The sequence below is a fragment of the Frigoribacterium sp. R86507 genome, assembly GCF_044597695.1.
Lineage (GTDB): Bacteria > Actinomycetota > Actinomycetes > Actinomycetales > Microbacteriaceae > Frigoribacterium.
In genome coordinates, this window is record NZ_CP139002.1 from 1,630,895 (window position 1) to 1,653,708 (window position 22,814).

Here is a 22,814-nt window from a genome sequence, read left to right on the forward strand (position 1 = left end):
CGCGACGTGTCGGTCAGTTGACGGGTCCGGTGTACTTCTCGCCGGGGCCCTGACCGATGGCATCGGGGATGGCCGACGCCTCACGGAAGGCTAGTTGCAGCGATCGCAGGCCGTCGCGCAGCGCACGGGCGTGCTGGTCGCCGATCTCGGGTGCGCTGGCCGTCACGAGCCCGGCGAGCGAGGTGATGAGCTTGCGGGCCTCGTCGAGGTCGGTCTGCCGCTGCGGGTCGTCGGCCAGGCCGACCTTCACCGCGGCCGCGCTCATCAGGTGGACGCAGACCGTGTTGATCACCTCGACCGCGTTGACGTCGGCGATGTCGCGTGCGGCGTCGTCACCGAACCGCAGGTCGTCCTCGAACCGCGCCGTCGCGGGGGAGGCTTCGGGCGACGTGGCCTGTGCCGGATCGCCGAAGCGGGCGTCGGGAATGGGTGCGTCGTCGGGGGAGTGGCTCACGAACTGATCCTCTGCTAAACTCGTCCAGGCTCGGAGCGTCTGCTCCGTGCGAAAGTGGAGATTCTCCCACCCGCGCTTGACCGTTAGACAAGGTTACCGGGTTGTTGGCACCCCGTTCGATCAGCATCACCGTTCCGCCTCGCTCCTCGTCAGAGGGGCGCTGCAGACGGCGATCGAGCAGCCAGGGTGCAGTGTGATGCGTTCCCAGATGACGCCCGCACGAAACTCCTCTTTCTCTGGCGAGGCCGTCCGGTCCCGTCAGATGCAGAAGAAACGACAGAGGAGTTCCGCATCAGCGATCCCCGTACGAACGACCGTATCCGCGTCCCCGAGGTCCGCCTCGTCGGGCCCGCAGGTGAGCAGATCGGCGTCGTTCCCATCGCCATGGCCCTGCGTCTCGCCGCAGAGGCCGAGCTCGACCTGGTCGAGGTGGCCCCCAACTCGAAGCCTCCCGTGGCCAAGATCATGGATCACGGAAAGTTCAAGTACGAGGCTGCGCAGAAGGCGAAAGAAGCCCGTCGCAACCAGGCGAACACGATCCTCAAAGAGGTCCGTTTCCGCCTGAAGATCGACAAGCACGACTACGAGACGAAGCGCAAGCGCGCCGAGGGCTTCCTCCAGGGCGGCGACAAGGTCAAGGCCATGATCCTGTTCCGTGGCCGCGAGCAGTCGCGCCCCGACCAGGGTGTCCGCCTCCTCCAGCGTTTCGCCGAAGACGTCTCCGAGTGGGGCAGCGTCGAGTCGACGCCCACCATCGACGGCCGCAACATGGTCATGGTCATCGGCCCGCACAAGAACAAGTCCGAGGCCAAGGCCGAGGCAGAAGCTCGCAAGGCGGCCAACAAGCCGCCGAAGCACCCGACGTCCGACGAGGTCCCGGCCGATGCACCGGCCGACCGACCGACAGAAGAAAGTAAGTAAGACATGCCCAAGCAGAAGACCCACTCCGGCGCCAAGAAGCGCTTCAAGGTCACCGGTTCCGGCAAGATCATGAAGCAGCAGGCCGGCATGCGCCACAACCTCGAGGTGAAGAGCGCCAAGCGCAAGGCTCGCCTGAACCAGGACCAGGTGCTCGCGCCCGCTGACGCCAAGGTCGCCAAGAAGCTTCTCGGTCACTGACCGCTGACACGAACGTAGAGGAACAAGAAAATGGCAAGAGTCAAGAGAGCGGTCAACGCCGCCAAGAAGCGTCGCGTCATCCTCGAGCGTGCCGAGGGTTACCGCGGTCAGCGTTCGCGCCTGTACCGCAAGGCCAAAGAGCAGGTCACGCACTCGCTCGTCTACTCGTACCGTGACCGTCGTGCACGCAAGGGCGAGTTCCGCCGCCTGTGGATCCAGCGCATCAACGCCGCGTCGCGTGCGAACGGCCTGACTTACAACCGCCTCATCCAGGGTCTGTCCCTGGCCGGCGTCGAGGTCGACCGCCGCATCCTGGCCGAGCTGGCCGTCAACGAGCCCGCCACGTTCGCGTCGCTCGTCGCCACCGCCAAGGCCGCGCTGCCCGCCGACACCTCGGCCCCCAAGGTCGCCGCGTAGTCGCACCCGCACCACCCTCGAGGCCCGACGGCCCGACACCTGCACCGGTGTCGCCGTCGGGTCTCGTGCGTCTGCGGCAGGCGTCCGTCCTCGTGCGGCATCATGGACGGGTGCCCCACGACTCCCTGCTCGACAATCCCCGTTCACCCCGAGTCCGGGCGGTGGCCAAGCTCTCGAAGCGCGACGCCCGCACCGAGACCCGCACGTTCCTGCTCGAGGGGCCGCAGTCGGTCGGTGAGGCCCTGGCCTTCCGGCCCGAGCTGATCGTCGAGCTCTTCGGCACCCCGACCGCGCTCGAGCGCTACCCCGAGGTGGCGGCCGCCGCCGACGCCGAGGGCATCGACGTCCAGTTCGTCACCGAACCGGTGCTCGAGGCCATGGCCGACACGGTCACGCCGCAGGGCATCGTCGCCGTCTGCCGGCAGTTCCCCACGTCGGTGAAGGACGTCTTCGCTGCCGAGCCGAAGCTCATCGTGATCCTCGAAGAGGTCCGCGACCCCGGCAACGCGGGCACCATCATCCGGGCCGCGGACGCCGCGGGCGCCGACGCGGTCATCATGACCGGCCGCAGCGTCGACCTCTACAACCCCAAGGTCGTGCGGTCCACGACGGGCTCGCTGTTCCACGTGCCGGTGGCCGTGGGCGTCGAGCTGCCGGCGATCGTCGACCGGTGCCGTGAGGTCGGCCTGCAGGTGCTCGCCGCCGACGTCAAGGGAGACGACCTGCTCGCCGCCCGCACCGAGGGCGTGCTCGCCGAACCGACCGCCTGGCTCTTCGGCAACGAGGCCCGGGGGCTCACCGACATGGACCTCGCGCGTGCCGACCGTGCCCTGGTGGTGCCCATCTACGGTCACGCCGAATCGATGAACCTGGCGACGGCGGCCTCGGTGTGCCTCTACGAAAGCGCCTTCGCCCACCGCAGCTAGCGCCTCCTCGTCCACCAGGAGGCGCGGGTCGGCTCCCACGGGCACGTCGCTTCCGAACACGTCGTTTCGTTTTCATTAAGAATCCACTGTGAATTTGACCCCGACCTGGGGGTCTGTTTGTGTGGGCGCATGGAACCCCTCGTCGTGGTCGATCACGTCAACAAGCACTTCGGTGACCTGCACGTCCTGAAGGACATCACCACGACGGTGGGCAAGGGCGAGGTGGTCGTCGTGATCGGCCCGAGCGGTTCGGGCAAGTCGACCCTCTGCCGGGCCATCAACCGTCTCGAGACCATCGACGACGGCGTCATCACGATCGACGGAACGCGTCTGCCCGAAGAGGGTGCGGCGCTCGCCCGTCTGCGTGCCGACGTCGGCATGGTGTTCCAGAGCTTCAACCTGTTCTCGCACAAGACGATCCTCGAGAACGTCATGCTGGGCCAGCTCAAGGTGCGCAAGCGCACCAAGGCCGAGGCGCGCGAGCGGGCGATGCAGCTGCTCGAGCGCGTCGGCGTCGCGAACCAGGCCGACAAGATGCCGTCCCAGCTCTCGGGCGGCCAGCAGCAGCGCGTCGCGATCGCCCGGGCTCTGGCGATGGACCCCAAGGTGATGCTCCTCGACGAGCCCACCAGCGCGCTCGACCCCGAGATGATCACCGAGGTCCTCGACGTCATGGTGCAGCTCGCGAAGGACGGCATGACCATGATCGTCGTCACCCACGAGATGGGGTTCGCCCGCAAGGCCGCCGATCGTGTCGTCTTCATGGCCGACGGTCAGATCGTCGAAGAGGCGACGCCCGAGCAGTTCTTCACCGACCCGCAGTCGACCCGCGCCCAGGACTTCCTCGCCAAGATCCTCACGCACTGAGCAGGCGCGGCCGAGTCCGCGCCCGCCGCCCGGCACCCGAACCGCCGGCCCACGACACCCGATCGCCGCCCGGCGTCCGGGTCACCCAGCAAGGAGATCAGAATGCGACTCAGCAAGGGATTCGTCGCCGTAGCCGCAGCAGCCGCCGTGGTCCTCGGCCTCACGGCCTGCACCGACTCGTCGGCCCCGGCCGTCGACGTCGAGACGCCGGCCGACTTCGCCGAAGGCAGCACCATGGCCCGCCTCGCCGACGCCGGTGAGATCACCATCGGCACCAAGTTCGACCAGCCGCTGTTCGGGCTGGCCAACCCCGACGGCGTGCCCGAGGGCTTCGACGCCGAGATCGGCAAGCTCGTCGCCGCCAAGCTCGGCATCGAGGCCGACAAGATCACGTGGGTCGAGACCGTCTCGGCCAACCGCGAGCCGTTCATCCAGAACGGCCAGGTCGACCTCGTCATCGCGACCTACACGATCAACGACGATCGCAAGAAGGTCGTCTCGTTCGCCGGCCCGTACTACACGGCTGGTCAAGACCTGCTCGTGCTCGACGGCAACCCCGAGGGAATCGAGTCCGCCGACGACCTGGCCGGCAAGAAGGTCTGCACCGTCAGCGGCTCGACCAGCGAGAAGAACGTGGCCGAGTACACGACCGACATCCTCGCCACCGACACGTACTCGAACTGCCTCGAGCCCCTCCGCACCGGTGCGGTCTCGGCCGTGACGACCGACAACGTGATCCTGGCCGGCCTCGCCGACCAGAACGAGGGCGAGTTCGAGGTCGTCGGCGAGCCCTTCACCGAAGAGCCCTACGGCATCGGTCTGGCCCTCGACGACACCGACTTCCGCATGTTCGTCAACGACACGTTGCAGGACGCCGAGGACGACGGCACCTGGGACGAGCTGTGGGAGAAGACCGCGGGCAAGGTGCTCGACACCCCGACGCCGCCCACGATCGACCGCTACTGACACCACGCGGGCACCCGGGGCGACCAGCCCCGGGTGCCCGCGTCCTGCCCCGACCGAAGGACCCCGTTGAACCCCTTGGACGTCATCCCCGGCTTCGACGCCGTGACCGACAACTGGCCCCGCTTCTGGGGCGGCTTCGTCACGACGCTGCAGTTGCTCGTTCTCTCGGGCCTCGGAGCCCTCGTGATCGGCTTCTTCGTGGCCGCGCTGCGCATCTCGCCCGTGGCCTCCTTCCGGACCTTCGCGACGGTCTACACCGAGGCCCTGCGGAACATCCCCCTCACGCTCGTGCTCTTCTTCTGCGCCTTCGTCCTGCCGTACCTCGGAGTCGACTTCGGCACGTACTTCCCGTTGGCCGTCATCGGGCTGACGGCCTACACCTCGCCGTTCGTGGCCGAGGCCATCCGTTCGGGCATCAACGGCGTCCCGGTCGGGCAGGCCGAGGCCGCGCGTAGCATCGGCCTCGGGTTCGGCCAGACGCTCGGCCACGTGATCCTGCCGCAGGCCATGCGCATGGTCGTGCCGCCGCTGATCAACGTCTTCATCGCCCTCACCAAGAACACCTCGGTGGCGGGCGGGTTCTTCGTCGCCGAGCTGTTCGCCGCCGGACGATACATCGCCAACGACCGCGGTGACGCCGTCATCACGACGCTGCTCGCCGTGGCGTTCTTCTACCTGGTCGTCACCATCACGCTCGGCCGTCTCGCGGCCGTGGTCGAGAAGAAGGTCGCAGTCCTCCGATGAGCACCTCCGTCCTCTACGACGCCCCGGGGCCGAAGGCCCGTCGCACGTCGCGGATCATCTCGGTGGTCGGCGTCGTGCTCGTCCTGGCTCTGATCGCCTACCTCGTGTACCTCCTCGGCCGCCCCCGCATCAGCGCGAACGGTGCCGAGAGCCCCGGCGTGCTCGACGCATCGCGGTGGGACATCCTCGGTGACCTCGCGCTCTGGCGGGCGATCGGCCGAGGCTGGCTGGCCACCGTCCAGGCCGCGGCCGTCGCGTCCGTCCTCGCGGTGGTCATCGGCGTCCTGTTCTCGTTCCTGCGGACGGCACGATCCGCCTGGGTGCGGGTTCCCACGACGGTGGTGCTCGAGTTCTTCCGCGGAATGCCCGTCCTGCTGATGATGCTGTTCATCCTGCTGGTCTTCTCGACCGGGGCCTTCTGGGCCGTGGTCGCAGCACTGGCGGTCTACAACGGGGCGCTCATCGGCGAAGCGCTGCGCGCGGGCATCGCCTCGCTGCCGAGGGGACAGCGTGAGGCCGGCCTCGCGATCGGGCTCACCCCCGTCCGCACGCGGTTCGCCATCGAGTTCCCGCAGGCCTTCCGCCAGATGCTGCCGATCATCCTGGCGCAGCTCGTCGTCCTGCTGAAGGACACGTCGCTCGGTTACATCGTCGGCTACGTCGAACTGACCCGAAGCGGTCTCACCCGCTTGGGCACGTACTACGGCAGCACCTACACGTTCACCCTCTTCGCCGTCGTGCTCGTCGTCTACCTCGCGACGAACCTCCTGCTCTCGTGGGTCGTCCGCATCGTCGACCGTCGTACCGGTCGTCGCGCGGTCGTCGCCAAGCGCCGTGGCACGCCGAAGGACCCGGGCATGTTCGCCCGCGGTGGCCGCTACGAGTCCGACCACGTGTCGGGCCGCGCGACCTGACCCGGCCCGTCCGCTCGTCCCCAGCCCGCGCCTCCTCGTCGACCTCGACCAGGAGGCGCGGGTCGCCTCCCAACGATCGCTAAGCTTGGTTCTCGTGTCAGACTCCGCCCCCCTCTCCGAAGACGCCGTCGCGTCGGCGGTCGACGCCGCTCTCGCGGCGATCGCCACGGCTGCCACCGTCGCCGAGCTCAAGACCGCCCGTGCGCAGCACGTCGGCGAGGCGTCGGTGCTGGCCCGGCTGAACGCCGGTCTGCGCGACCTGCCGAACGACCAGAAGGCCGCGGCGGGCAAGCTCGTCGGCCAGGCCCGCGGGCGCGTCGGCCAAGCCGTCGCCACGCGCGAGGCCGAGCTGGCCGTGATCGAAGAGACCGCCCGGCTCGAGGCCGAGACGGTCGACGTCACGGCCCTGCCGTCCCGTCGTCGCCCCGGGGCCCGTCACCCCCTGACGCTGCTGCAAGAGCGGATGGCCGACCTGTTCGTCGGCATGGGGTGGGAGGTCAACGAGGGCCCCGAGCTCGAGCACGAGTGGTTCAACTTCGACGCCCTGAACTTCGACGCCGACCACCCGGCGCGCGCCATGCAAGACACGTTCTTCGTCGACCCCGTCGACCGTCACCTGGTTCTTCGCACGCACACGTCGCCGGTGCAGATCCGCACCCTGCTGTCCAGAGAGCTTCCCGTCTACAACGTCGCCGTCGGCCGCGTGTTCCGTACCGACGAGCTCGACGCGACGCACACGCCCGTCTTCACGCAGCTCGAGGGCATCGCCGTCGACGAAGGCTTGACGATGGCCCACCTGCGCGGCACGCTCGAGCACCTCGCGCGCTCGATGTTCGGCGCCGAGGCGCAGATCCGCCTGCGCCCCAACTACTTCCCCTTCACCGAGCCCAGTGCCGAGATGGACGTCTGGCAGCCGAACGCCAAGGGCGGCGCGCGGTGGGTCGAATGGGGCGGCTGCGGCATGGTCAACCCCAACGTGTTGCGCGCGGCGGGCATCGATCCCGAGCGCTACCAGGGCTTCGCCTTCGGCATGGGCATCGAGCGGACCCTGCAGTTCCGCAACGACCTCAACGACATGCGCGACATGGTCGAGGGCGACGTCAGGTTCAGCGAGCAGTTCGGGATGGTGGTCTGATGCGGGTTCCGCTGAGTTGGCTCGGCGAGTTCGTCGAGCTGCCGGGCGACGTGTCGCTCGAGAGCGTCCACGCCGCCCTCGTGTCGGTCGGCTTCGAAGAAGAAGACGTGCACGTCGGCGACGTGACCGGGCCCCTCGTGGTCGGTCAGGTCCTCGAGTTCACACCCGAGCCGCAGAAGAACGGCAAGACGATCAACTGGTGCCAGGTCGCCGTGGGTCCGAACGCGGCCACCGACCCGGACGACGTCCGCGGCATCGTCTGCGGCGCCCACAACTTCGTCGTCGGCGACAAGGTCGTCGTGTCCTTGCCCGGTGCCGTGCTGCCCGGGCCCTTCCCGATCGCCGCCCGCAAGACCTACGGGCACGTCTCCGACGGCATGATCGCCTCGACCCGCGAGCTGGGCCTCGGCGACGAGCACGACGGCATCCTCGTCCTCTCGTCGCTGGGTCTCGACCCCGAGGTCGGCACCGACGCGATCGCGCTGTTGGGCCTCGACGAGGCGGCGGTCGAGATTAACGTCACGCCCGACCGGGGCTACGCCTTCAGCATCCGGGGGGTGGCCCGCGAGTACTCGCACGCCACGGGGGCATCCTTCCGCGACCCCGCGTCGCTCGTCTCGCCGAACCCGTCCTCGGGCTTCTCGGTCGTCGTGGACGACCAGGCGCCCGTGCGCGACCGCGTCGGCGTCCAGACCTTCACCACCAAGGTGGTCCGCGGCATCGACGCGACCCGTCCCACCCCTCCGTGGCTCGCGTCGCGCTTGCGGCTGGCGGGGGTCCGCAGCATCTCGCTCCCGGTCGACGTCACCAACTACGTCATGTTCGAGCTCGGTCAACCGATCCACGGCTACGACCTCGACAAGGTCAGCGGCGGTCTCTCGGTCCGCCGGGCCGCACCGGGCGAGCGCCTCGAGACCCTCGACGGCCAGGTCCGCGACCTGCACGCCGAAGACCTCGTGATCGCCGACGAGTCGGGTGCCGTGGGCCTGGCCGGCGTCATGGGCGGCGCCTCGACCGAGATCGGTGCGACCACGACCGACGTCCTCGTCGAGGCCGCGACCTTCGACCCCACGTCGATCGCGCGGACCGCCCGCCGTCACAAGCTGCCGAGCGAGGCGTCCAAGCGATTCGAGCGCGGTGTCGACCCGCAGGTGGCCGAGGCGGCCGCCCAGCGCGTGGTCGACCTGCTCGTCGAGCTCGCCGGTGGCACGGCCGACACGCTCGGGTCACGGTGGGACGCGTCCACCCCTCCCGACACGATCACCCTGCCGGCCGACCGCGCTGCGCGCCTCATGGGCGTCGACTACACCGACGACGAGGTCTCCGGTGCTCTCTCGGCCATCGGGGCGAGCGTCGAGCGGTCCGGTCACGACTGGCTCGTGACCCCGCCGACCTGGCGCAGTGATCTGGTCGACTCCGCATCGCTCGTCGAGGAGGTCGCCCGCATCACGGGTTACGACCGCATTCCCTCGGTGCTGCCCGTCGCCCCGGCCGGTCGTGGACTGTCTCGTGAGCAGCAGCTGCGCCGGCAGGTGTCGAACGGCCTCGCCGCGGCCGGCTCGACCGAGGTCGCCGCGTACCCGTTCGTCTCGTCGGCCCAGAACCTCGCCTTCGGATCGGCCGACGGCACGTCGTCGCCGGTCGTCCGGCTCGCGAACCCCCTCGACTCGGCAGCGCCCGAACTCCGTCGGTCGCTGGTGCCGGGGCTGCTCGAGGTCGCCCGCCGCAACCTCGGTCGGGGTCTCGTCGATCTCTCGGTGTTCGAGGTGGGCACCGTCTTCCTGCCTTCCGACGGCGTCACCTACGGCAGCGACGACGTCCCGTTCGGGGCCGCCCGCCCCGACGATGCGACGTTGCGCTCCCTCGCCGAGGCCTTGCCGCCCCAGCCACGGCACCTCGGTCTCCTCACGGTCGGCACGGTCGTCGACCGCGCCCCGGGGCAATCCGCCGTCCCCGCGTCCCTCGCCGACGTGCTCGACGCCGTGCGCGTCGCTGCGTCGGCCGTTGCTGCCGAAGTCACCTTCCGGCAGGCCCGTCACGTCTCGCTGCACCCCGGCCGCACGGCCGAGGTGCTCGTCGGTGACGAGGTCGTGGGCATCGCGGGTGAACTGCTGCCGAGCGTGGCAGCCGAGCTCGACCTGCCCCGGGTGGTCGCCGTGGCCGAGGTCGACCTCGACCGTCTGATCGCCCTCGCCGTCGTCGAACCGGCCACCTCGGCCCTGTCGTCCTACCCCGCGGCCACGCAAGACCTGTCCCTCGTGGTGGGCGTCGACGTCCCCGCGGGCGACGTGCTCGCCACCGTGCGCGAGGGCGCGGGCCCCCTGCTCGAGACCGTCCGGCTGGTCGACGACTACCGTGGCGCCGGACTGCCCGACGCCTCGAAGTCGCTCACCTTCGCCCTTCGCTTCCGGGCCGACGACCGCACCCTCACCGCGGCCGAGGCCTCCGAGGCCAAGTCCGGCTCCGTCCGCCTGGCCGGCGAGCGATTCGGGGCGGCGCTCCGCGACTGACACTCGCCCGGCGCCGCCGCCCCTGATCCCAGGCCGATTTCGAACATTAGGGTGGACGCATGCCTTTCTCCGTTGCCGTGGCCGGCGCGAGTGGTTACGCCGGTGGTGAGCTCCTGCGCTTGCTGGCCGAGCATCCCGACTTCGAGGTGCAGACCGTCACCGCGTTCCATAACGCCGGTCAGCGACTCCTCTCGGTGCAGCCGCACCTGCGCTCCTTGGCGCACCTGACCCTGGTCGAGACGACGCCCGAGGCCCTCGCGGGCCACGACGTCGTGTTCCTCGCCCTGCCCCACGGCAAGTCGGGGGCGATCACCGCCCAGCTGCCCGACGACACTCTCGTCGTCGACTGCGGTGCCGACCACCGACTGACCGACGAGTCCGCCTGGCAGGCGTTCTACGGTGGCGAGTTCTACGGAGCGTGGTCGTACGGCCTGCCCGAGCTCGTCCTCGGCGACACCCCGGGCCGCCAGCGCGACGTCCTGGTGGGGGCCAAGCGCATCGCGGTTCCGGGCTGCAACGTCACCGCGGTCACCCTGGGCCTGGCACCCGGCGTGCAGGCGGGCGTCGTCGAGACCGCCGACATCGTGACCGTCTTGGCCGTGGGACCGTCCGGGGCGGGCAAAGCGCTGAAGACGCACCTGCTGGCGAGCGAGCTCATGGGGTCGGCGTCGGCCTACGGCGTGGGCGGCAGCCACCGACACATCCCCGAGATCCAGCAGAACCTGCGCGTGGCCGGTGCGACCGAGGTGAACGTCTCGTTCACCCCGGTGCTCGTCCCGATGGCGCGCGGCATCCTCGCCACGACGACCGCTCGTCTCGCGCCGGGCGTCACCGCCCACGACGTGCGATCGGCCTGGCAGCAGGCCTATGCGAACGAGCCCTTCGTGCACCTCCTGCCCGACGGTGAGTTCCCCCGCACGGCCGACACGATCGGGGCCAACACCGCTCTGATCGGGCTCGCCGTCGACGAGGCCGCGGATCGCGTCGTCGTGGTCACGGCCCTCGACAACCTCGTGAAGGGCACGGCCGGTGCCGCCGTCCAGTCCGCCAACATCGCTCTCGGCCTGCCCGAGACCACCGGCCTCGGCCAGAACGGAGTCGCCCCGTGAGCGTCACCGCAGCAGCCGGTTTCGAGGCCTCCGGCGTCGTCGCCGGCCTCAAGAGCTCGGGTGCGCCCGACGTCGCCCTGGTCGTCAACCGGGGTCGCAGCACGGCCGCGGCGGCCGTCTTCACCAGCAACCGGGCCAAGGCCAACCCCGTCCTCTGGTCGCAGCAGGTGATCGCCGACGGTCGCGTGGACGCCGTCGTCCTCAATTCCGGAGGCGCGAACTGCTTCACGGGAGCGTTCGGCTTCCAGACGACCCACTCCACGGCCGAGACCGTGGCCGCCGCCCTCGAGCTGTCTGCGACGGACGTCGTCGTCTGCTCGACGGGCCTCATCGGAGTCGGCGACCAGATCTTCCGTGACAAGGTGCTGAGCGGTTCCACCGCGGCGGCCGGCGCCCTGTCGGCCGACGGCGGCCTCGACGCCGCCACGGCCATCATGACGACCGACACCACGCCCAAGCAGGCCGTCGTCTCGGGCGACGGATGGGTCGTCGGCGGAATGGCCAAGGGTGCGGGCATGCTGGCCCCAGGCCTCGCCACGATGCTCGTCGTGCTCACGACGGACGCCGACGTCGACGCGTCGGGTCTCGACTCCGCGCTCCGCGAGGCGACCCGGGTCACCTTCGACCGTCTCGACTCGGACGGCTGCATGTCGACGAACGACACCGTCGTGTTGCTGGCCAGCGCCGAGTCCGGTGTCGCGCCTCCTGCCGATGTCTTCTCGGCGGCGGTCACGGCGCTCTGCGCCGACCTCGCCGAGCAGCTGCAGGCCGATGCCGAGGGCGCCTCGCACGACATCCGCATCGAGATCGTGGGGGCGGCGTCCGATGACGACGCCGTCGAGGTGGGTCGTTCGATCGCACGAAACAACCTGTTCAAGGCGGCCGTCTTCGGCAACGATCCCAACTGGGGTCGCGTGCTCGCGGCCATCGGCACCACGTCGGCCGAGTTCGACCCGTACGACGTCGACGTGACCATCAACGGCATCCGCGTCTGCCACGCCGGGGCACCCGATCGGCCGAGCGACGAGGTCGATCTGACCCCGCGAGCGGTTCACGTGCTCGTCGACCTGAAGACGGGCCCGGCCGAGGCGACCATCCTGACGAACGACCTCACGCACGACTACGTGCACGAGAACAGCGCGTACTCCAGCTGATGGGCGTCCACACGAGCACCGGCGCCACCGCGGCCGACGAACAAGAGCTGGCCGCGGTCAAGGCCTCGACGCTGATCGAGTCGCTGCCCTGGCTGAAACGCTTCTCGGGCAAGGTCGTCGTCGTCAAGTTCGGCGGCAACGCCATGGTCGACGACGCCCTCAAGCAGGCGTTCGCCGAGGACATGGTCTACCTGCGCTACGCCGGGTTGCACCCGGTGGTCGTCCACGGCGGGGGGCCTCAGATCTCGGCCGCCCTCGACGCGGCCGGCATCGAGAGCGAGTTCCGGGGCGGCTACCGCTACACGTCGACCGAGGCGATCTCGGTCGTGCGCGACGTCCTGGCCGGCGAGGTCAACCGCGAGATCGTCGAGCTGATCAACGAGCACGGCGACCTGGCCCGCGGTGTCTCGGGCGAGGGGTCGACCTTGTTCGAGGGGCGCAAGCGCGGTGTGGTGGTCGACGGCGAGACCTTCGACCTGGGCCACGTGGGTGACGTGACCCGCGTCGACCCGTCGTCGGTGCTGGCCGAGATCGAGGCGGGGCGCATCCCCGTGGTGTCGTCCATCGCGACGAACACCACCGACCCCGAGCACGCCCTCAACGTCAACGCCGACGCCGCCGCGGGTGCGCTGGCGATCGCCCTCGGGGCGGCCAAGCTCGTCGTCCTGACCGACGTGGCGGGGCTCTACGCCGACTGGCCGAACCGCGACTCGCTCGTCGAGGCCATCACGGTCTCGGCCCTCACCGACATGCTCCCGACCCTCGAGTCGGGCATGATCCCCAAGATGCGCGCCTGCCTCGACTCGGTCGTGGGCGGCGTGGGCGGGGCGACCATCATCGACGGTCGCATCCCGCACTCGATCCTCCTCGAGGTGTTCACCCAGCGCGGGTCGGGCACCGAGGTGGTCCCCGACGACCGGGCGGCGTCGACCGGCGCCCCCGTCGTCACCTCGTTCGGCACCCCCGCCGGCGAGATCGTCACCACCGGGGGCACCGCCCCGGGTGGCCCTGCCGCGAGCGGCACCGACACGAAAGGACAGTCGTGACCATGATCCAGACCCAAGGCGGTACCTGGCAGCGCCGATTCGGCGACTCGATGATGCGCTCGCTGTCCACTCCGAAGGTGATGCTCGACCGCGGCGAGGGCTGCCAGGTCTGGGACGTCGACGGCAAGCGCTACCTCGACTTCCTGGCGGGCATCGCCGTGAACGCCCTCGGGCACGCCCACCCGGTGCTCGTCGAGGCGCTCACCGAGCAGGCGAGCAAGCTGATCCACGTCTCCAACTACTTCGCGACGGCCCCGCAGGTCGAGCTCGCCGAACGGCTGACCCGCATCAGCGGCGCCGGCGAGCGTGGGCGCGTCTACTTCGGCAACAGCGGAGCCGAGGCCAACGAGGCCGCGGTCAAACTGGCTCGACTCAACCGGGGTGACGGCTCACGTACCCGCATCCTCGCCCTGCAGAACTCGTTCCACGGGCGAACCATGGGCTCGCTCGCGCTGACCGGCAAGCCGGCGTTGCGTGAGCCGTTCGAGCCGATGATGCCCGGGGTCGAGCACATCGACACGACCGTCGAAGCCCTCGAGGCGGCCCTCGACGGTACGGTGGCCGCCCTGTTCGTCGAGCCGATCAAGGGTGAGGCCGGCGTCGTCGACCTGCCCGACGGCTACCTCGAGCGCGCCCGCGAGCTCACCACGAAGCACGGGGCACTGCTGATCCTCGACGAGATCCAGACCGGCATCGGTCGGACCGGCTCGTGGTTCGCCTTCCAGCAGCACGACATCGTCCCCGACGCCATCACCGTCGCCAAGGGCATCGCCGGGGGAGTCCCCATCGGTGCGCTCATCACCTTCGGCGACACGTCCGACCTGTTCGAGGCCGGGCAGCACGGCAGCACCTTCGGCGGCAACCCGCTCGCCACCGCGGCGGCCAACGCCGTGCTCGGCGAGATCGAGGCCAGCCAGCTCGTGCTCAACGCGATCGTCCGCGGTGACCAGCTGCGTGCGGCGATCGCATCCATCGGTTCGCCCCTCGTCCGCGAGGTCCGGGGCAACGGCCTCCTCATCGGCTTGGGGCTGGCGCAGCCCGTCGCGGCCCAGGTCGCCGCCGATGCCCTCGAAGCCGGCCTCATCGTCAACGCGCCGAACGACTCGAGCATCCGCCTCGCGCCTCCTCTGATCGTCGGCGACGACGAGATCGCCGAGTTCACCCAGATCATGACCACCGTCCTGAAAGGCCTCGAATGACCCGCCACTTCCTCCGGGACGACGACCTGACCACGGCCGAACAGCTCGAGGTGCTCGACCTCGCCGACGAGCTCAAGCGCGACCGCTGGTCGCAGCGGCCGCTGGCCGGTCCGCAGACCGTCGCCGTCATCTTCGACAAGTCCTCGACGCGTACCCGGGTGTCGTTCGCGGTCGGCATCGCCGACCTCGGCGGCAGCCCGTTGATCATCGCCACGGCGAACAGCCAGCTGGGCGGCAAAGAGACCCCGTCCGACACGGCGCGCGTCCTCGAGCGCATGGTGTCCGCCATCGTCTGGCGCACCTACGCGCAGTCCGGCCTCGAAGAGATGGCGGCGGGCACGACCGTGCCCGTCGTCAACGCGCTGAGCGACGACTTCCACCCGTGCCAGCTGCTCGCCGACCTGCAGACCATCCGCGAGAAGAAGGGCACGCTCGCCGGGCTCTCGGTGGCGTTCGTCGGTGACGGACGCTGCAACATGGGCCAGTCGTACCTGCTGGCCTGCGCGACCGCGGGAATGCACGTCCGCATCGGCGCCCCCGAGGGCTTCCTGCCCGACCCGACCGTCGTCACCGATGCCGAGGCGATCGCCGCCCGGACGGGCGGCTCCGTCCTGGTCACCACCGACGCGACCGAGGCCGTCGCCGGAGTCGACGTCGTCGTGACCGACACCTGGGTCTCGATGGGCAAGGAAGACGAGAAAGACGAACGAGTCGCCGTCTTCGGATCGTTCAAGGTCGACCAGGCGTTGATGGCCCAGGCCGATGACGACGCGATCTTCCTGCACTGCCTCCCCGCCGACCGCGGGTACGAGGTCACGGCCGACGTCATCGACGGCCCGACGAGCGTCATCTGGGACGAGGCCGAGAACCGGCTGCACGCTCAGAAGGCGCTGCTCACCTGGCTGCTGGCCCGCTGAGCACCCCCACCACCTCACACACGTAGACACACCCACACCACACAAGGAGAACCATGGCGGAACGCGTCGTCCTCGCATACTCAGGAGGCCTCGACACCTCGGTCGGCATCGGCTGGTTGGCCGATGCCACCGGTAAAGAGGTGGTCGCCCTCGCCGTCGACGTCGGACAGGGCGGCGAGGACATGGAAGACATCCGGCAGCGCGCCCTCGACTGCGGAGCGGTCGAGTCGGTCGTCGTGGACGCCAAAGAGGAATTCGGCACCGACTACCTGATGCCGGCCCTTAAGGCCAACGCGCTGTACCAGAAGACCTACCCGTTGGTCTCCGCCCTCAGCCGCCCGTTGATCGCCCGCCACCTGGCGTCGGTCGCGAAAGAGCTGGGCGCGAACAGCGTCGCCCACGGCTGCACCGGCAAGGGCAACGACCAGGTCCGCTTCGAGGCGGCCGTCGCGGCGCTCGCTCCCGACCTGACGAGCATCGCCCCGGTCCGCGACCTGGCCCTCACCCGGGACAAGGCGATCGTGTACGCGGAAGAGCACAACCTGCCCATCCGCCAGAGCGCCAAGAACCCCTACTCGATCGACAAGAACGTCTGGGGCCGCGCGGTCGAGACCGGATTTCTCGAGGACCCCTGGAACGCCCCGATCGAGGACCTGTACGAGTACACGCAAGACCCGGCGATCGTCAAGGACGCCGACGAGGTCGTCATCACGTTCGAGGCCGGCGTCCCGACCGCGATCGACGGCGTGGCGTTCACCCCGCTGGGCATCGTCGAGCGCATGAACGAGCTCGCCGGCAAGCACGGCGTCGGGCGCATCGACGTCGTCGAGGACCGCCTCGTCGGCATCAAGAGCCGCGAGGTCTACGAGGCACCCGGCGCGATGGCCCTCATCGCCGCGCACGAGGCGCTCGAGGCCCTGACCATCGAGCGCGACCTCGGTCGATACAAGCGCGGGGTCGAGGCCGAATGGTCGAACCTGGTCTACGACGGCCTGTGGTTCTCTGGTCTCAAGCGCTCGCTCGACGTCTTCATCGACGACACGCAGAAGTACGTGTCGGGCGAGATCCGTCTCAAGCTGCAGGGCGGACGCGCGGTCGTCACCGGGCAGAAGAGCGACGCGAGCCTCTACGACTTCGACCTCGCGACCTACGACACGGGCGACACCTTCGATCAGTCCCTGTCGAAGGGCTTCATCGAGATCTGGTCGCTGCCCAGCAAGATCTCGGCTCGTCGCGACCTGGCCCACGGGGCGTGACCGACGCCACCGGGTCGGGCGACGGGCCCGGCAAGAACGAGCGCGCCGGCGAGGCGGGTGCCCTCTGGGGCGGCCGCTTCGCCTCCGGGCCGTCCGCCGAGCTCGCGGCGCTGAGCAAGTCCACGCAGTTCGACTGGCAGCTGGCCTCGTACGACATCGCCGGGTCCCGGGCGCATGCCCGTGCCCTGGCGTCGGCGGGTTACCTCGACGCGTCAGAGCTCGAGGCCATGCTGTCGGCTCTCGACCGGCTCGAGTCGGACGTGCTCGACGGGACGTTCACCGCGGCCGAGTCCGACGAGGACGTCCACTCCGCGCTCGAGCGAGGGCTCATCGGCATCGCCGGTGTCGAGCTCGGCGGCAAGCTCCGGGCGGGGCGCAGCCGGAACGACCAGATCGCGACGCTCGTGCGCTTGTACCTACGCGACCACGCCCGCGTCATCGGTCGGCAGGTCGTCGACCTGGTCGACGCCATCGCGGGTCAGGCGACGACTCACCCGACGGCTGTCATGCCCGGCCGCACGCACCTCCAGCACGCCCAGCCGGTCCTGCTGGCGCACCACCTGCTGGCGCACGCCTGGCCCCTGGTCCGCGACCTCGAGCGCCTGCGCGACTGGTCGCGTCGGGCCGGGGCCTCGCCCTACGGGGCGGGCGCCCTCGCCGGCAGCTCGCTGGGGCTCGACCCGCTTCTCGTGGCGACCGATCTCGGGTTCGACCGCACGACCGAGAACTCGATCGACGCGACGGCCAGTCGCGACGTGGTGTCCGAGTTCGCGTTCGTCACGGCGTCGATCGGCATCGACCTCTCCCGGCTCGCCGAAGAGATCATCCTCTGGAACACTCGCGAGTTCGGCTTCGTCCGACTGCACGACGCGTTCTCGACCGGGTCGAGCATCATGCCGCAGAAGAAGAACCCCGACATCGCCGAGCTCGCGCGCGGCAAGTCGGGCCGACTCATCGGCAACCTGACCGGTCTGCTCGCGACGCTCAAGGGGTTGCCGCTGGCGTACAACCGAGATCTGCAAGAAGACAAAGAACCGGTGTTCGACTCGGTCGGCCAGCTCGAAGTCCTGCTCCCGGCGTTCACGGGCATGGTCGCGACCCTCGACTTCGACGAGCAGCGCATGGCCGAGCTCGCCCCGCAGGGCTTCTCGCTCGCGACCGACGTCGCCGAGTGGCTCGTCCGTCAGGGGGTCACGTTCCGTGACGCGCACGAGATCAGCGGCGAACTGGTCCGGTTCTGCGAGCAGCACGACCTCGAGCTGCACGAGCCATCCGACGAGCAGTACCGGTCGATCTCGGTACACCTCACGCCCGAGATCCGTCCGGTCCTGACGGTCGAGGGCTCCATCGCGAGCCGTCGCGGTGCCGGCGGCACGGCTCCCGAGCGGGTCGCCGAGCAGCTCGCGCAGCTCACCGAGCAGATGCGACACCTCGTCCAGGCCCTCGCACCGGCGGCGGCGTGAGTCGTCGACGACCGGGGTCTCGAGACGATCGGCCGGTCCGTGCCTGGGTCGTGCCGGTCGTCGTCGCGATCGCCGTGGCGGTGCTCGTCGCCGTCGCGGTGATCGCGGTCGCCAGCGGCCAGCGCTTCTTCTGACCGCGATGATCGCTGTGGACACGGGGGAGCGGTGACGACCACACCGGTCGACGACGTCCTGGCGACGTTGCTGGCCGAGCCGGCGCTGGTCGTCGCGCCGCGCCTCCTCGGTTCGATCTTCTGGTCGGGTGGTGTGGGGGTGCGCCTGACCGAGGTCGAGGCGTACCACGGTCAGGGGCAGGACCCCGGCTCGCATGCACACCGGGGCCCGTCGGCCCGCAACGGCAGCATGTTCGAGGGCGGCGGGACGCTCTACGTATACCTGTCGTACGGCATCCACCGCTGCGTCAACGTCGTGTGCGGTCCCGAGGGCTACGCGTCCGGTGTCCTGTTGCGCTCGGGTGAGGTGGTGGCCGGCGTCGACGAGGCACGAGCCCGCCGGTCGACGTCGCGGACCCCGGACGACCTGGCTCGCGGTCCCGGCCGACTCGGTTCCGCGCTCGGCATCGAGCTCGACGACGACGGCTCGCACCTCGTCGCCGACACCCCGGGTCAGGAGGCGCGGTTCCGGTTGCGCCTCCCGTCCGCACCGGTCGGCCCGGTCGCCGCCGGCCCGCGTGTCGGTGTGTCGGGTCACGCCGGTGGCGACGCCTTCCCGTGGCGGTTCTCGCTCGAGGGCGATCCGACGGTCTCGCCGTACCGTGCAGCCGTCTCACGAAGGCGCGGTGGGGCGTGACGGAGCAGACGGTGGCCGCTGGTAGCGTTTCGAGGGTGACCAGTGAAACGACCGCAGACGTCCTGGCCGCCCAGAGCAACGACCCCTCGTTCGACGACGTGTGGGACGAGATGCAGTGGCGCGGCCTGGTGCACGTCTCGACCGACGCCGACGACCTGAAGACCCTGCTCGCCGGCCCGCCGATCACCTACTACTGCGGCTTCGACCCGACGGCCCCCAGCCTGCACCTCGGCAATCTCGTGCAGTTGCTCACCATGCGTCGCCTCCAGCTCGCCGGTCACCGGCCCCTGGGTCTCGTGGGTGGGTCGACCGGCCTCATCGGTGATCCGCGTCCGACCGCCGAGCGGGTGCTCAAGACTCCCGAGCAGACGGCCGAGTGGGTCGACCGCATCCGCGTGCACGTCGAGAAGTTTCTCTCGCCCGACGGTGACAACGGTCTCCGTGTGGTGAACAACCTCGACTGGACGTCACCGCTCAGCGCCATCGAGTTCCTGCGCGACATCGGCAAGAACTTCCGCGTCAACACGATGCTCAAGAAAGACGCCGTGGCCGCGCGTCTGAACTCCGACGCCGGCATCAGCTACACCGAGTTCAGCTACCAGATCCTCCAAGGCCTCGACTTCCGTGAGCTCTACCGCAGCTACGACTGCGTCCTGCAGACCGGCGGCAGCGACCAGTGGGGCAACCTCACCAGCGGCACCGAGCTGATCCGCCGCACCGAGGGCGTCTCGGTGCACGCGATCGGCACGCCGCTGATCACCAACACCGACGGCACCAAGTTCGGCAAGAGCGAGGGCAACGCGGTCTGGCTCGACGCCGAGCTCACCAGTCCGTACGCGATGTACCAGTTCTGGCTCAACACCGACGACGCCGACGTCGTCCCGCGGCTCAAGGTGTTCACGTTCCTCTCGCGTGCCGAGATCGAACGGCTCGAGAAGGCCGTCGCCGACGAACCCTTCCGACGGGAGGCGCAGCGGGCGTTGGCCTGGCACGTCACGTCCCTGGTCCACGGCACCTCGGCGACCCAGTCGGCCATCGATGCCGCCGCAGCCCTTTTCGGCCAGGGCGATCTCGCCGTCCTCGATCAGCAGACGCTCGCCAGTGCGATCGCCGAGTTGCCGGCGGCAACGGCCGACGCGTCGACCACCATCGCCCAGGCTTTGGTCGACACCGGACTCGTCGCCTCGTTGGGGGCGGCTCGCCGGGCCACGGCCGAGGGTGGGGTCTACGTGAACAACGCCCGGGTCGAGAACGGTGAAGCCCTCGTTGCGGACTCTCGACTGGACGGGGGAGTCGTCGTACTCCGGCGGGGCAAGAAGACGCTGGCCGGCGTGACCGTGAAGGTCTGACACACGTCGACATGCTGCATCCGAGAAGCCCGCTTCCTCCCCGAGGAAGCGGGCTTCTGTCGTCCCGGGCCGCGCTCGGCGCTTCGATCCCCATGTTTCCCGGCCTGTCCACGGCGACACGCCCGGGATGCAGGGAGTTTGGGGGTGGGGGCGGGGGTCTGTGTAAAGTAATCCGAGTCAGCCCAAAGGTGCGGCGGAGCGGCTAGGACAGCGATCAGAGATGGTCCCGATCCGGAGCTTGCCGGCCTCAAGTGGTGACATCCTCCCCGAGATCGAGTCGTTTGCGGCTTGAGATTCGTGTGGTAGGGTTTCAAATCCATCCTCTGGTTCAGGCCAGGTGCTGGTCTTCACGTGGTGGGGATCGGAAATCGAGTCGTTTTGGCTTGGTCCAACGGGGTGGTACGGTTCCACAGCAGCTTCGAGCGATGGTCTTATGGGCCGGGACTCGGGTGCGTTTGGTCCTTGAGAACTCAACAGCGTGCACATTGTCAAATGCCAAATTATACCCTGGCATTGCTTGTGGTCTCATCTTTTGGTGGGTTTGTGAGTGGTGTTTAGGTTTCTTTGAGATTGATGGACAACAACAATCGTCAGATTGTTTTGTTCTTTAGTCAGCATCAAATTCAGCAGTCATGGCCTATTCCGGTTGTGCTGTTTTTTCTTTTACGGAGAGTTTGATCCTGGCTCAGGACGAACGCTGGCGGCGTGCTTAACACATGCAAGTCGAACGATGAACTGGAGCTTGCTCCAGGGATTAGTGGCGAACGGGTGAGTAACACGTGAGTAACCTGCCCTTGACTCTGGGATAAGCGCTAGAAATGGCGTCTAATACCGGATACGAGCTTCAGCCGCATGGCTAGGAGTTGGAAAGAATTTTGGTCAAGGATGGACTCGCGGCCTATCAGCTAGTTGGTGAGGTAATGGCTCACCAAGGCGACGACGGGTAGCCGGCCTGAGAGGGTGACCGGCCACACTGGGACTGAGACACGGCCCAGACTCCTACGGGAGGCAGCAGTGGGGAATATTGCACAATGGGCGAAAGCCTGATGCAGCAACGCCGCGTGAGGGATGACGGCCTTCGGGTTGTAAACCTCTTTTAGTAGGGAAGAAGCGAAAGTGACGGTACCTGCAGAAAAAGCACCGGCTAACTACGTGCCAGCAGCCGCGGTAATACGTAGGGTGCAAGCGTTGTCCGGAATTATTGGGCGTAAAGAGCTCGTAGGCGGTTTGTCGCGTCTGCTGTGAAATCTGGGGGCTCAACCCCCAGCCTGCAGTGGGTACGGGCAGACTAGAGTGCGGTAGGGGAGATTGGAATTCCTGGTGTAGCGGTGGAATGCGCAGATATCAGGAGGAACACCGATGGCGAAGGCAGATCTCTGGGCCGTAACTGACGCTGAGGAGCGAAAGCATGGGGAGCGAACAGGATTAGATACCCTGGTAGTCCATGCCGTAAACGTTGGGAACTAGATGTGGGGGCCATTCCACGGTCTCCGTGTCGCAGCTAACGCATTAAGTTCCCCGCCTGGGGAGTACGGCCGCAAGGCTAAAACTCAAAGGAATTGACGGGGGCCCGCACAAGCGGCGGAGCATGCGGATTAATTCGATGCAACGCGAAGAACCTTACCAAGGCTTGACATATACCGGAAACGTCCAGAGATGGTCGCCCCGCAAGGTCGGTATACAGGTGGTGCATGGTTGTCGTCAGCTCGTGTCGTGAGATGTTGGGTTAAGTCCCGCAACGAGCGCAACCCTCGTTCTATGTTGCCAGCACGTTATGGTGGGAACTCATAGGAGACTGCCGGGGTCAACTCGGAGGAAGGTGGGGATGACGTCAAATCATCATGCCCCTTATGTCTTGGGCTTCACGCATGCTACAATGGCCGGTACAAAGGGCTGCGATACCGTAAGGTGGAGCGAATCCCAAAAAGCCGGTCTCAGTTCGGATTGAGGTCTGCAACTCGACCTCATGAAGTCGGAGTCGCTAGTAATCGCAGATCAGCAACGCTGCGGTGAATACGTTCCCGGGCCTTGTACACACCGCCCGTCAAGTCATGAAAGTCGGTAACACCCGAAGCCAGTGGCCTAACCCTTGTGGATGGAGCTGTCGAAGGTGGGATCGGTGATTAGGACTAAGTCGTAACAAGGTAGCCGTACCGGAAGGTGCGGCTGGATCACCTCCTTTCTAAGGAGCATGTACTCGCCCCGCGGTATACACGGGGGTCAACGAGTCAAGTCGGTTTCGAAGCGAATGTCTTCGGCCGGCGCTCATGGGTGGAACATTGACAATGGCTCTTCATGAAGAGCATCAGCGCTAGTACGGCATCTTCGGGTGTTTGGAAGGTGAGGGTGTTCGGGGTGAGGGGTGTGCACGCTGTTGGGTCCTGAGGGACCAAGCTTCCGCACTTTGTGTGGTTGTTTTTCCTCTGGGCCATGAGGTTCTGCATCACTTGCAGGGTGTT

21 protein-coding genes and 1 rRNA gene are annotated in these 22,814 nt (G+C 68.2%); 21 read left to right on the plus strand and 1 reads right to left on the minus strand.

Translation table 11 applies throughout. From position 1 onward, the window contains the following. Window positions 1–13: 13 nt before the first annotated feature. On the minus strand, window positions 14–346 hold the full coding sequence (locus SJY14_RS07785) for a DUF1844 domain-containing protein (RefSeq protein ID WP_054147271.1): 333 nt from the start codon (window positions 344–346) through the stop codon (window positions 14–16). A gap of 399 nt (window positions 347–745) precedes the next feature. On the opposite strand from SJY14_RS07785, the gene infC reads away from it, so the two are divergent. The 21 genes from infC to SJY14_RS07890 all read left to right on the plus strand — a co-directional run bounded on the left by infC (window position 746) and on the right by SJY14_RS07890 (window position 22,537). After that, window positions 746–1,375, plus strand: coding sequence for a translation initiation factor IF-3 (gene infC / locus SJY14_RS07790; protein WP_082383600.1), 630 nt, complete (start codon window positions 746–748; stop codon window positions 1,373–1,375). Between the two features lie 3 nt (window positions 1,376–1,378). Further along, the gene (rpmI, locus tag SJY14_RS07795; RefSeq protein WP_043596704.1) at window positions 1,379–1,573 is read left to right on the plus strand and encodes a 50S ribosomal protein L35; all 195 of its coding nucleotides are present in this window, start codon (window positions 1,379–1,381) and stop codon (window positions 1,571–1,573) included. A 30-nt stretch (window positions 1,574–1,603) separates the two neighbouring features. Further along, window positions 1,604–1,990 (plus strand): 50S ribosomal protein L20, encoded by a 387-nt coding sequence (gene rplT, locus SJY14_RS07800; RefSeq protein WP_043596706.1) that lies wholly within the window; start codon window positions 1,604–1,606, stop codon window positions 1,988–1,990. A 125-nt stretch (window positions 1,991–2,115) separates the two neighbouring features. Continuing rightward, window positions 2,116–2,916, plus strand: a complete 801-nt coding sequence (locus SJY14_RS07805) for an RNA methyltransferase (protein ID WP_071257385.1) — start codon at window positions 2,116–2,118, stop codon at window positions 2,914–2,916. A gap of 129 nt (window positions 2,917–3,045) precedes the next feature. Next, complete coding sequence (locus SJY14_RS07810; RefSeq protein ID WP_071257335.1) at window positions 3,046–3,783, plus strand: amino acid ABC transporter ATP-binding protein; 738 nt, start codon at window positions 3,046–3,048, stop codon at window positions 3,781–3,783. A 102-nt stretch (window positions 3,784–3,885) separates the two neighbouring features. Next, window positions 3,886–4,749 (plus strand): glutamate ABC transporter substrate-binding protein, encoded by an 864-nt coding sequence (locus tag SJY14_RS07815; RefSeq protein ID WP_071257337.1) that lies wholly within the window; start codon window positions 3,886–3,888, stop codon window positions 4,747–4,749. Between the two features lie 75 nt (window positions 4,750–4,824). Beyond that, window positions 4,825–5,493 (plus strand): amino acid ABC transporter permease, encoded by a 669-nt coding sequence (locus SJY14_RS07820; protein WP_071257339.1) that lies wholly within the window; start codon window positions 4,825–4,827, stop codon window positions 5,491–5,493. After that, complete coding sequence (locus SJY14_RS07825; protein ID WP_396600217.1) at window positions 5,490–6,407, plus strand: amino acid ABC transporter permease; 918 nt, start codon at window positions 5,490–5,492, stop codon at window positions 6,405–6,407. The genes SJY14_RS07820 and SJY14_RS07825 overlap by 4 nt, the downstream gene beginning before the upstream one ends. Before the next feature lie 94 nt (window positions 6,408–6,501). Next, window positions 6,502–7,542 (plus strand): phenylalanine--tRNA ligase subunit alpha, encoded by a 1,041-nt coding sequence (pheS, locus tag SJY14_RS07830; RefSeq protein ID WP_396600218.1) that lies wholly within the window; start codon window positions 6,502–6,504, stop codon window positions 7,540–7,542. Beyond that, window positions 7,542–10,052, plus strand: coding sequence for a phenylalanine--tRNA ligase subunit beta (gene pheT, locus SJY14_RS07835; RefSeq protein ID WP_396600219.1), 2,511 nt, complete (start codon window positions 7,542–7,544; stop codon window positions 10,050–10,052). Before pheS ends, pheT begins: the two co-directional genes overlap by 1 nt. 59 nt (window positions 10,053–10,111) lie before the next feature. Beyond that, complete coding sequence (gene argC / locus SJY14_RS07840) at window positions 10,112–11,161, plus strand: N-acetyl-gamma-glutamyl-phosphate reductase (RefSeq protein ID WP_396600220.1); 1,050 nt, start codon at window positions 10,112–10,114, stop codon at window positions 11,159–11,161. Next, a complete protein-coding gene (gene argJ, locus SJY14_RS07845) occupies window positions 11,158–12,315 on the plus strand; it encodes a bifunctional glutamate N-acetyltransferase/amino-acid acetyltransferase ArgJ (protein ID WP_396600221.1) in 1,158 nt (385 codons plus the stop codon). The genes argC and argJ overlap by 4 nt, the downstream gene beginning before the upstream one ends. Next, entirely contained in the window at window positions 12,315–13,361 is a 1,047-nt protein-coding gene (gene argB / locus SJY14_RS07850; protein ID WP_083396520.1) for an acetylglutamate kinase, read from the plus strand. Before argJ ends, argB begins: the two co-directional genes overlap by 1 nt. 2 nt (window positions 13,362–13,363) lie before the next feature. Next, window positions 13,364–14,560: an acetylornithine transaminase gene (locus tag SJY14_RS07855; protein ID WP_396600222.1), complete on the plus strand. Its 1,197-nt coding sequence runs from the start codon at window positions 13,364–13,366 to the stop codon at window positions 14,558–14,560. Further along, window positions 14,557–15,477 (plus strand): ornithine carbamoyltransferase, encoded by a 921-nt coding sequence (gene argF / locus SJY14_RS07860; protein ID WP_054147262.1) that lies wholly within the window; start codon window positions 14,557–14,559, stop codon window positions 15,475–15,477. The genes SJY14_RS07855 and argF overlap by 4 nt, the downstream gene beginning before the upstream one ends. A 53-nt stretch (window positions 15,478–15,530) precedes the next feature. Further along, window positions 15,531–16,733, plus strand: coding sequence for an argininosuccinate synthase (locus SJY14_RS07865; RefSeq protein ID WP_054147263.1), 1,203 nt, complete (start codon window positions 15,531–15,533; stop codon window positions 16,731–16,733). After that, the gene (gene argH, locus SJY14_RS07870) at window positions 16,730–18,196 is read left to right on the plus strand and encodes an argininosuccinate lyase (protein WP_396600223.1); all 1,467 of its coding nucleotides are present in this window, start codon (window positions 16,730–16,732) and stop codon (window positions 18,194–18,196) included. Before SJY14_RS07865 ends, argH begins: the two co-directional genes overlap by 4 nt. Beyond that, complete coding sequence (locus SJY14_RS07875; RefSeq protein ID WP_161805559.1) at window positions 18,193–18,330, plus strand: hypothetical protein; 138 nt, start codon at window positions 18,193–18,195, stop codon at window positions 18,328–18,330. Before argH ends, SJY14_RS07875 begins: the two co-directional genes overlap by 4 nt. A 31-nt stretch (window positions 18,331–18,361) precedes the next feature. Further along, the gene (locus SJY14_RS07880) at window positions 18,362–19,006 is read left to right on the plus strand and encodes a DNA-3-methyladenine glycosylase (protein ID WP_396600224.1); all 645 of its coding nucleotides are present in this window, start codon (window positions 18,362–18,364) and stop codon (window positions 19,004–19,006) included. A 110-nt stretch (window positions 19,007–19,116) separates the two neighbouring features. Continuing rightward, a complete protein-coding gene (gene tyrS, locus SJY14_RS07885) occupies window positions 19,117–20,355 on the plus strand; it encodes a tyrosine--tRNA ligase (protein ID WP_396600261.1) in 1,239 nt (412 codons plus the stop codon). 662 nt (window positions 20,356–21,017) lie between these two features. Next, window positions 21,018–22,537: ribosomal RNA gene (locus SJY14_RS07890) — 16S ribosomal RNA — on the plus strand. Window positions 22,538–22,814 lie beyond the last annotated feature (277 nt).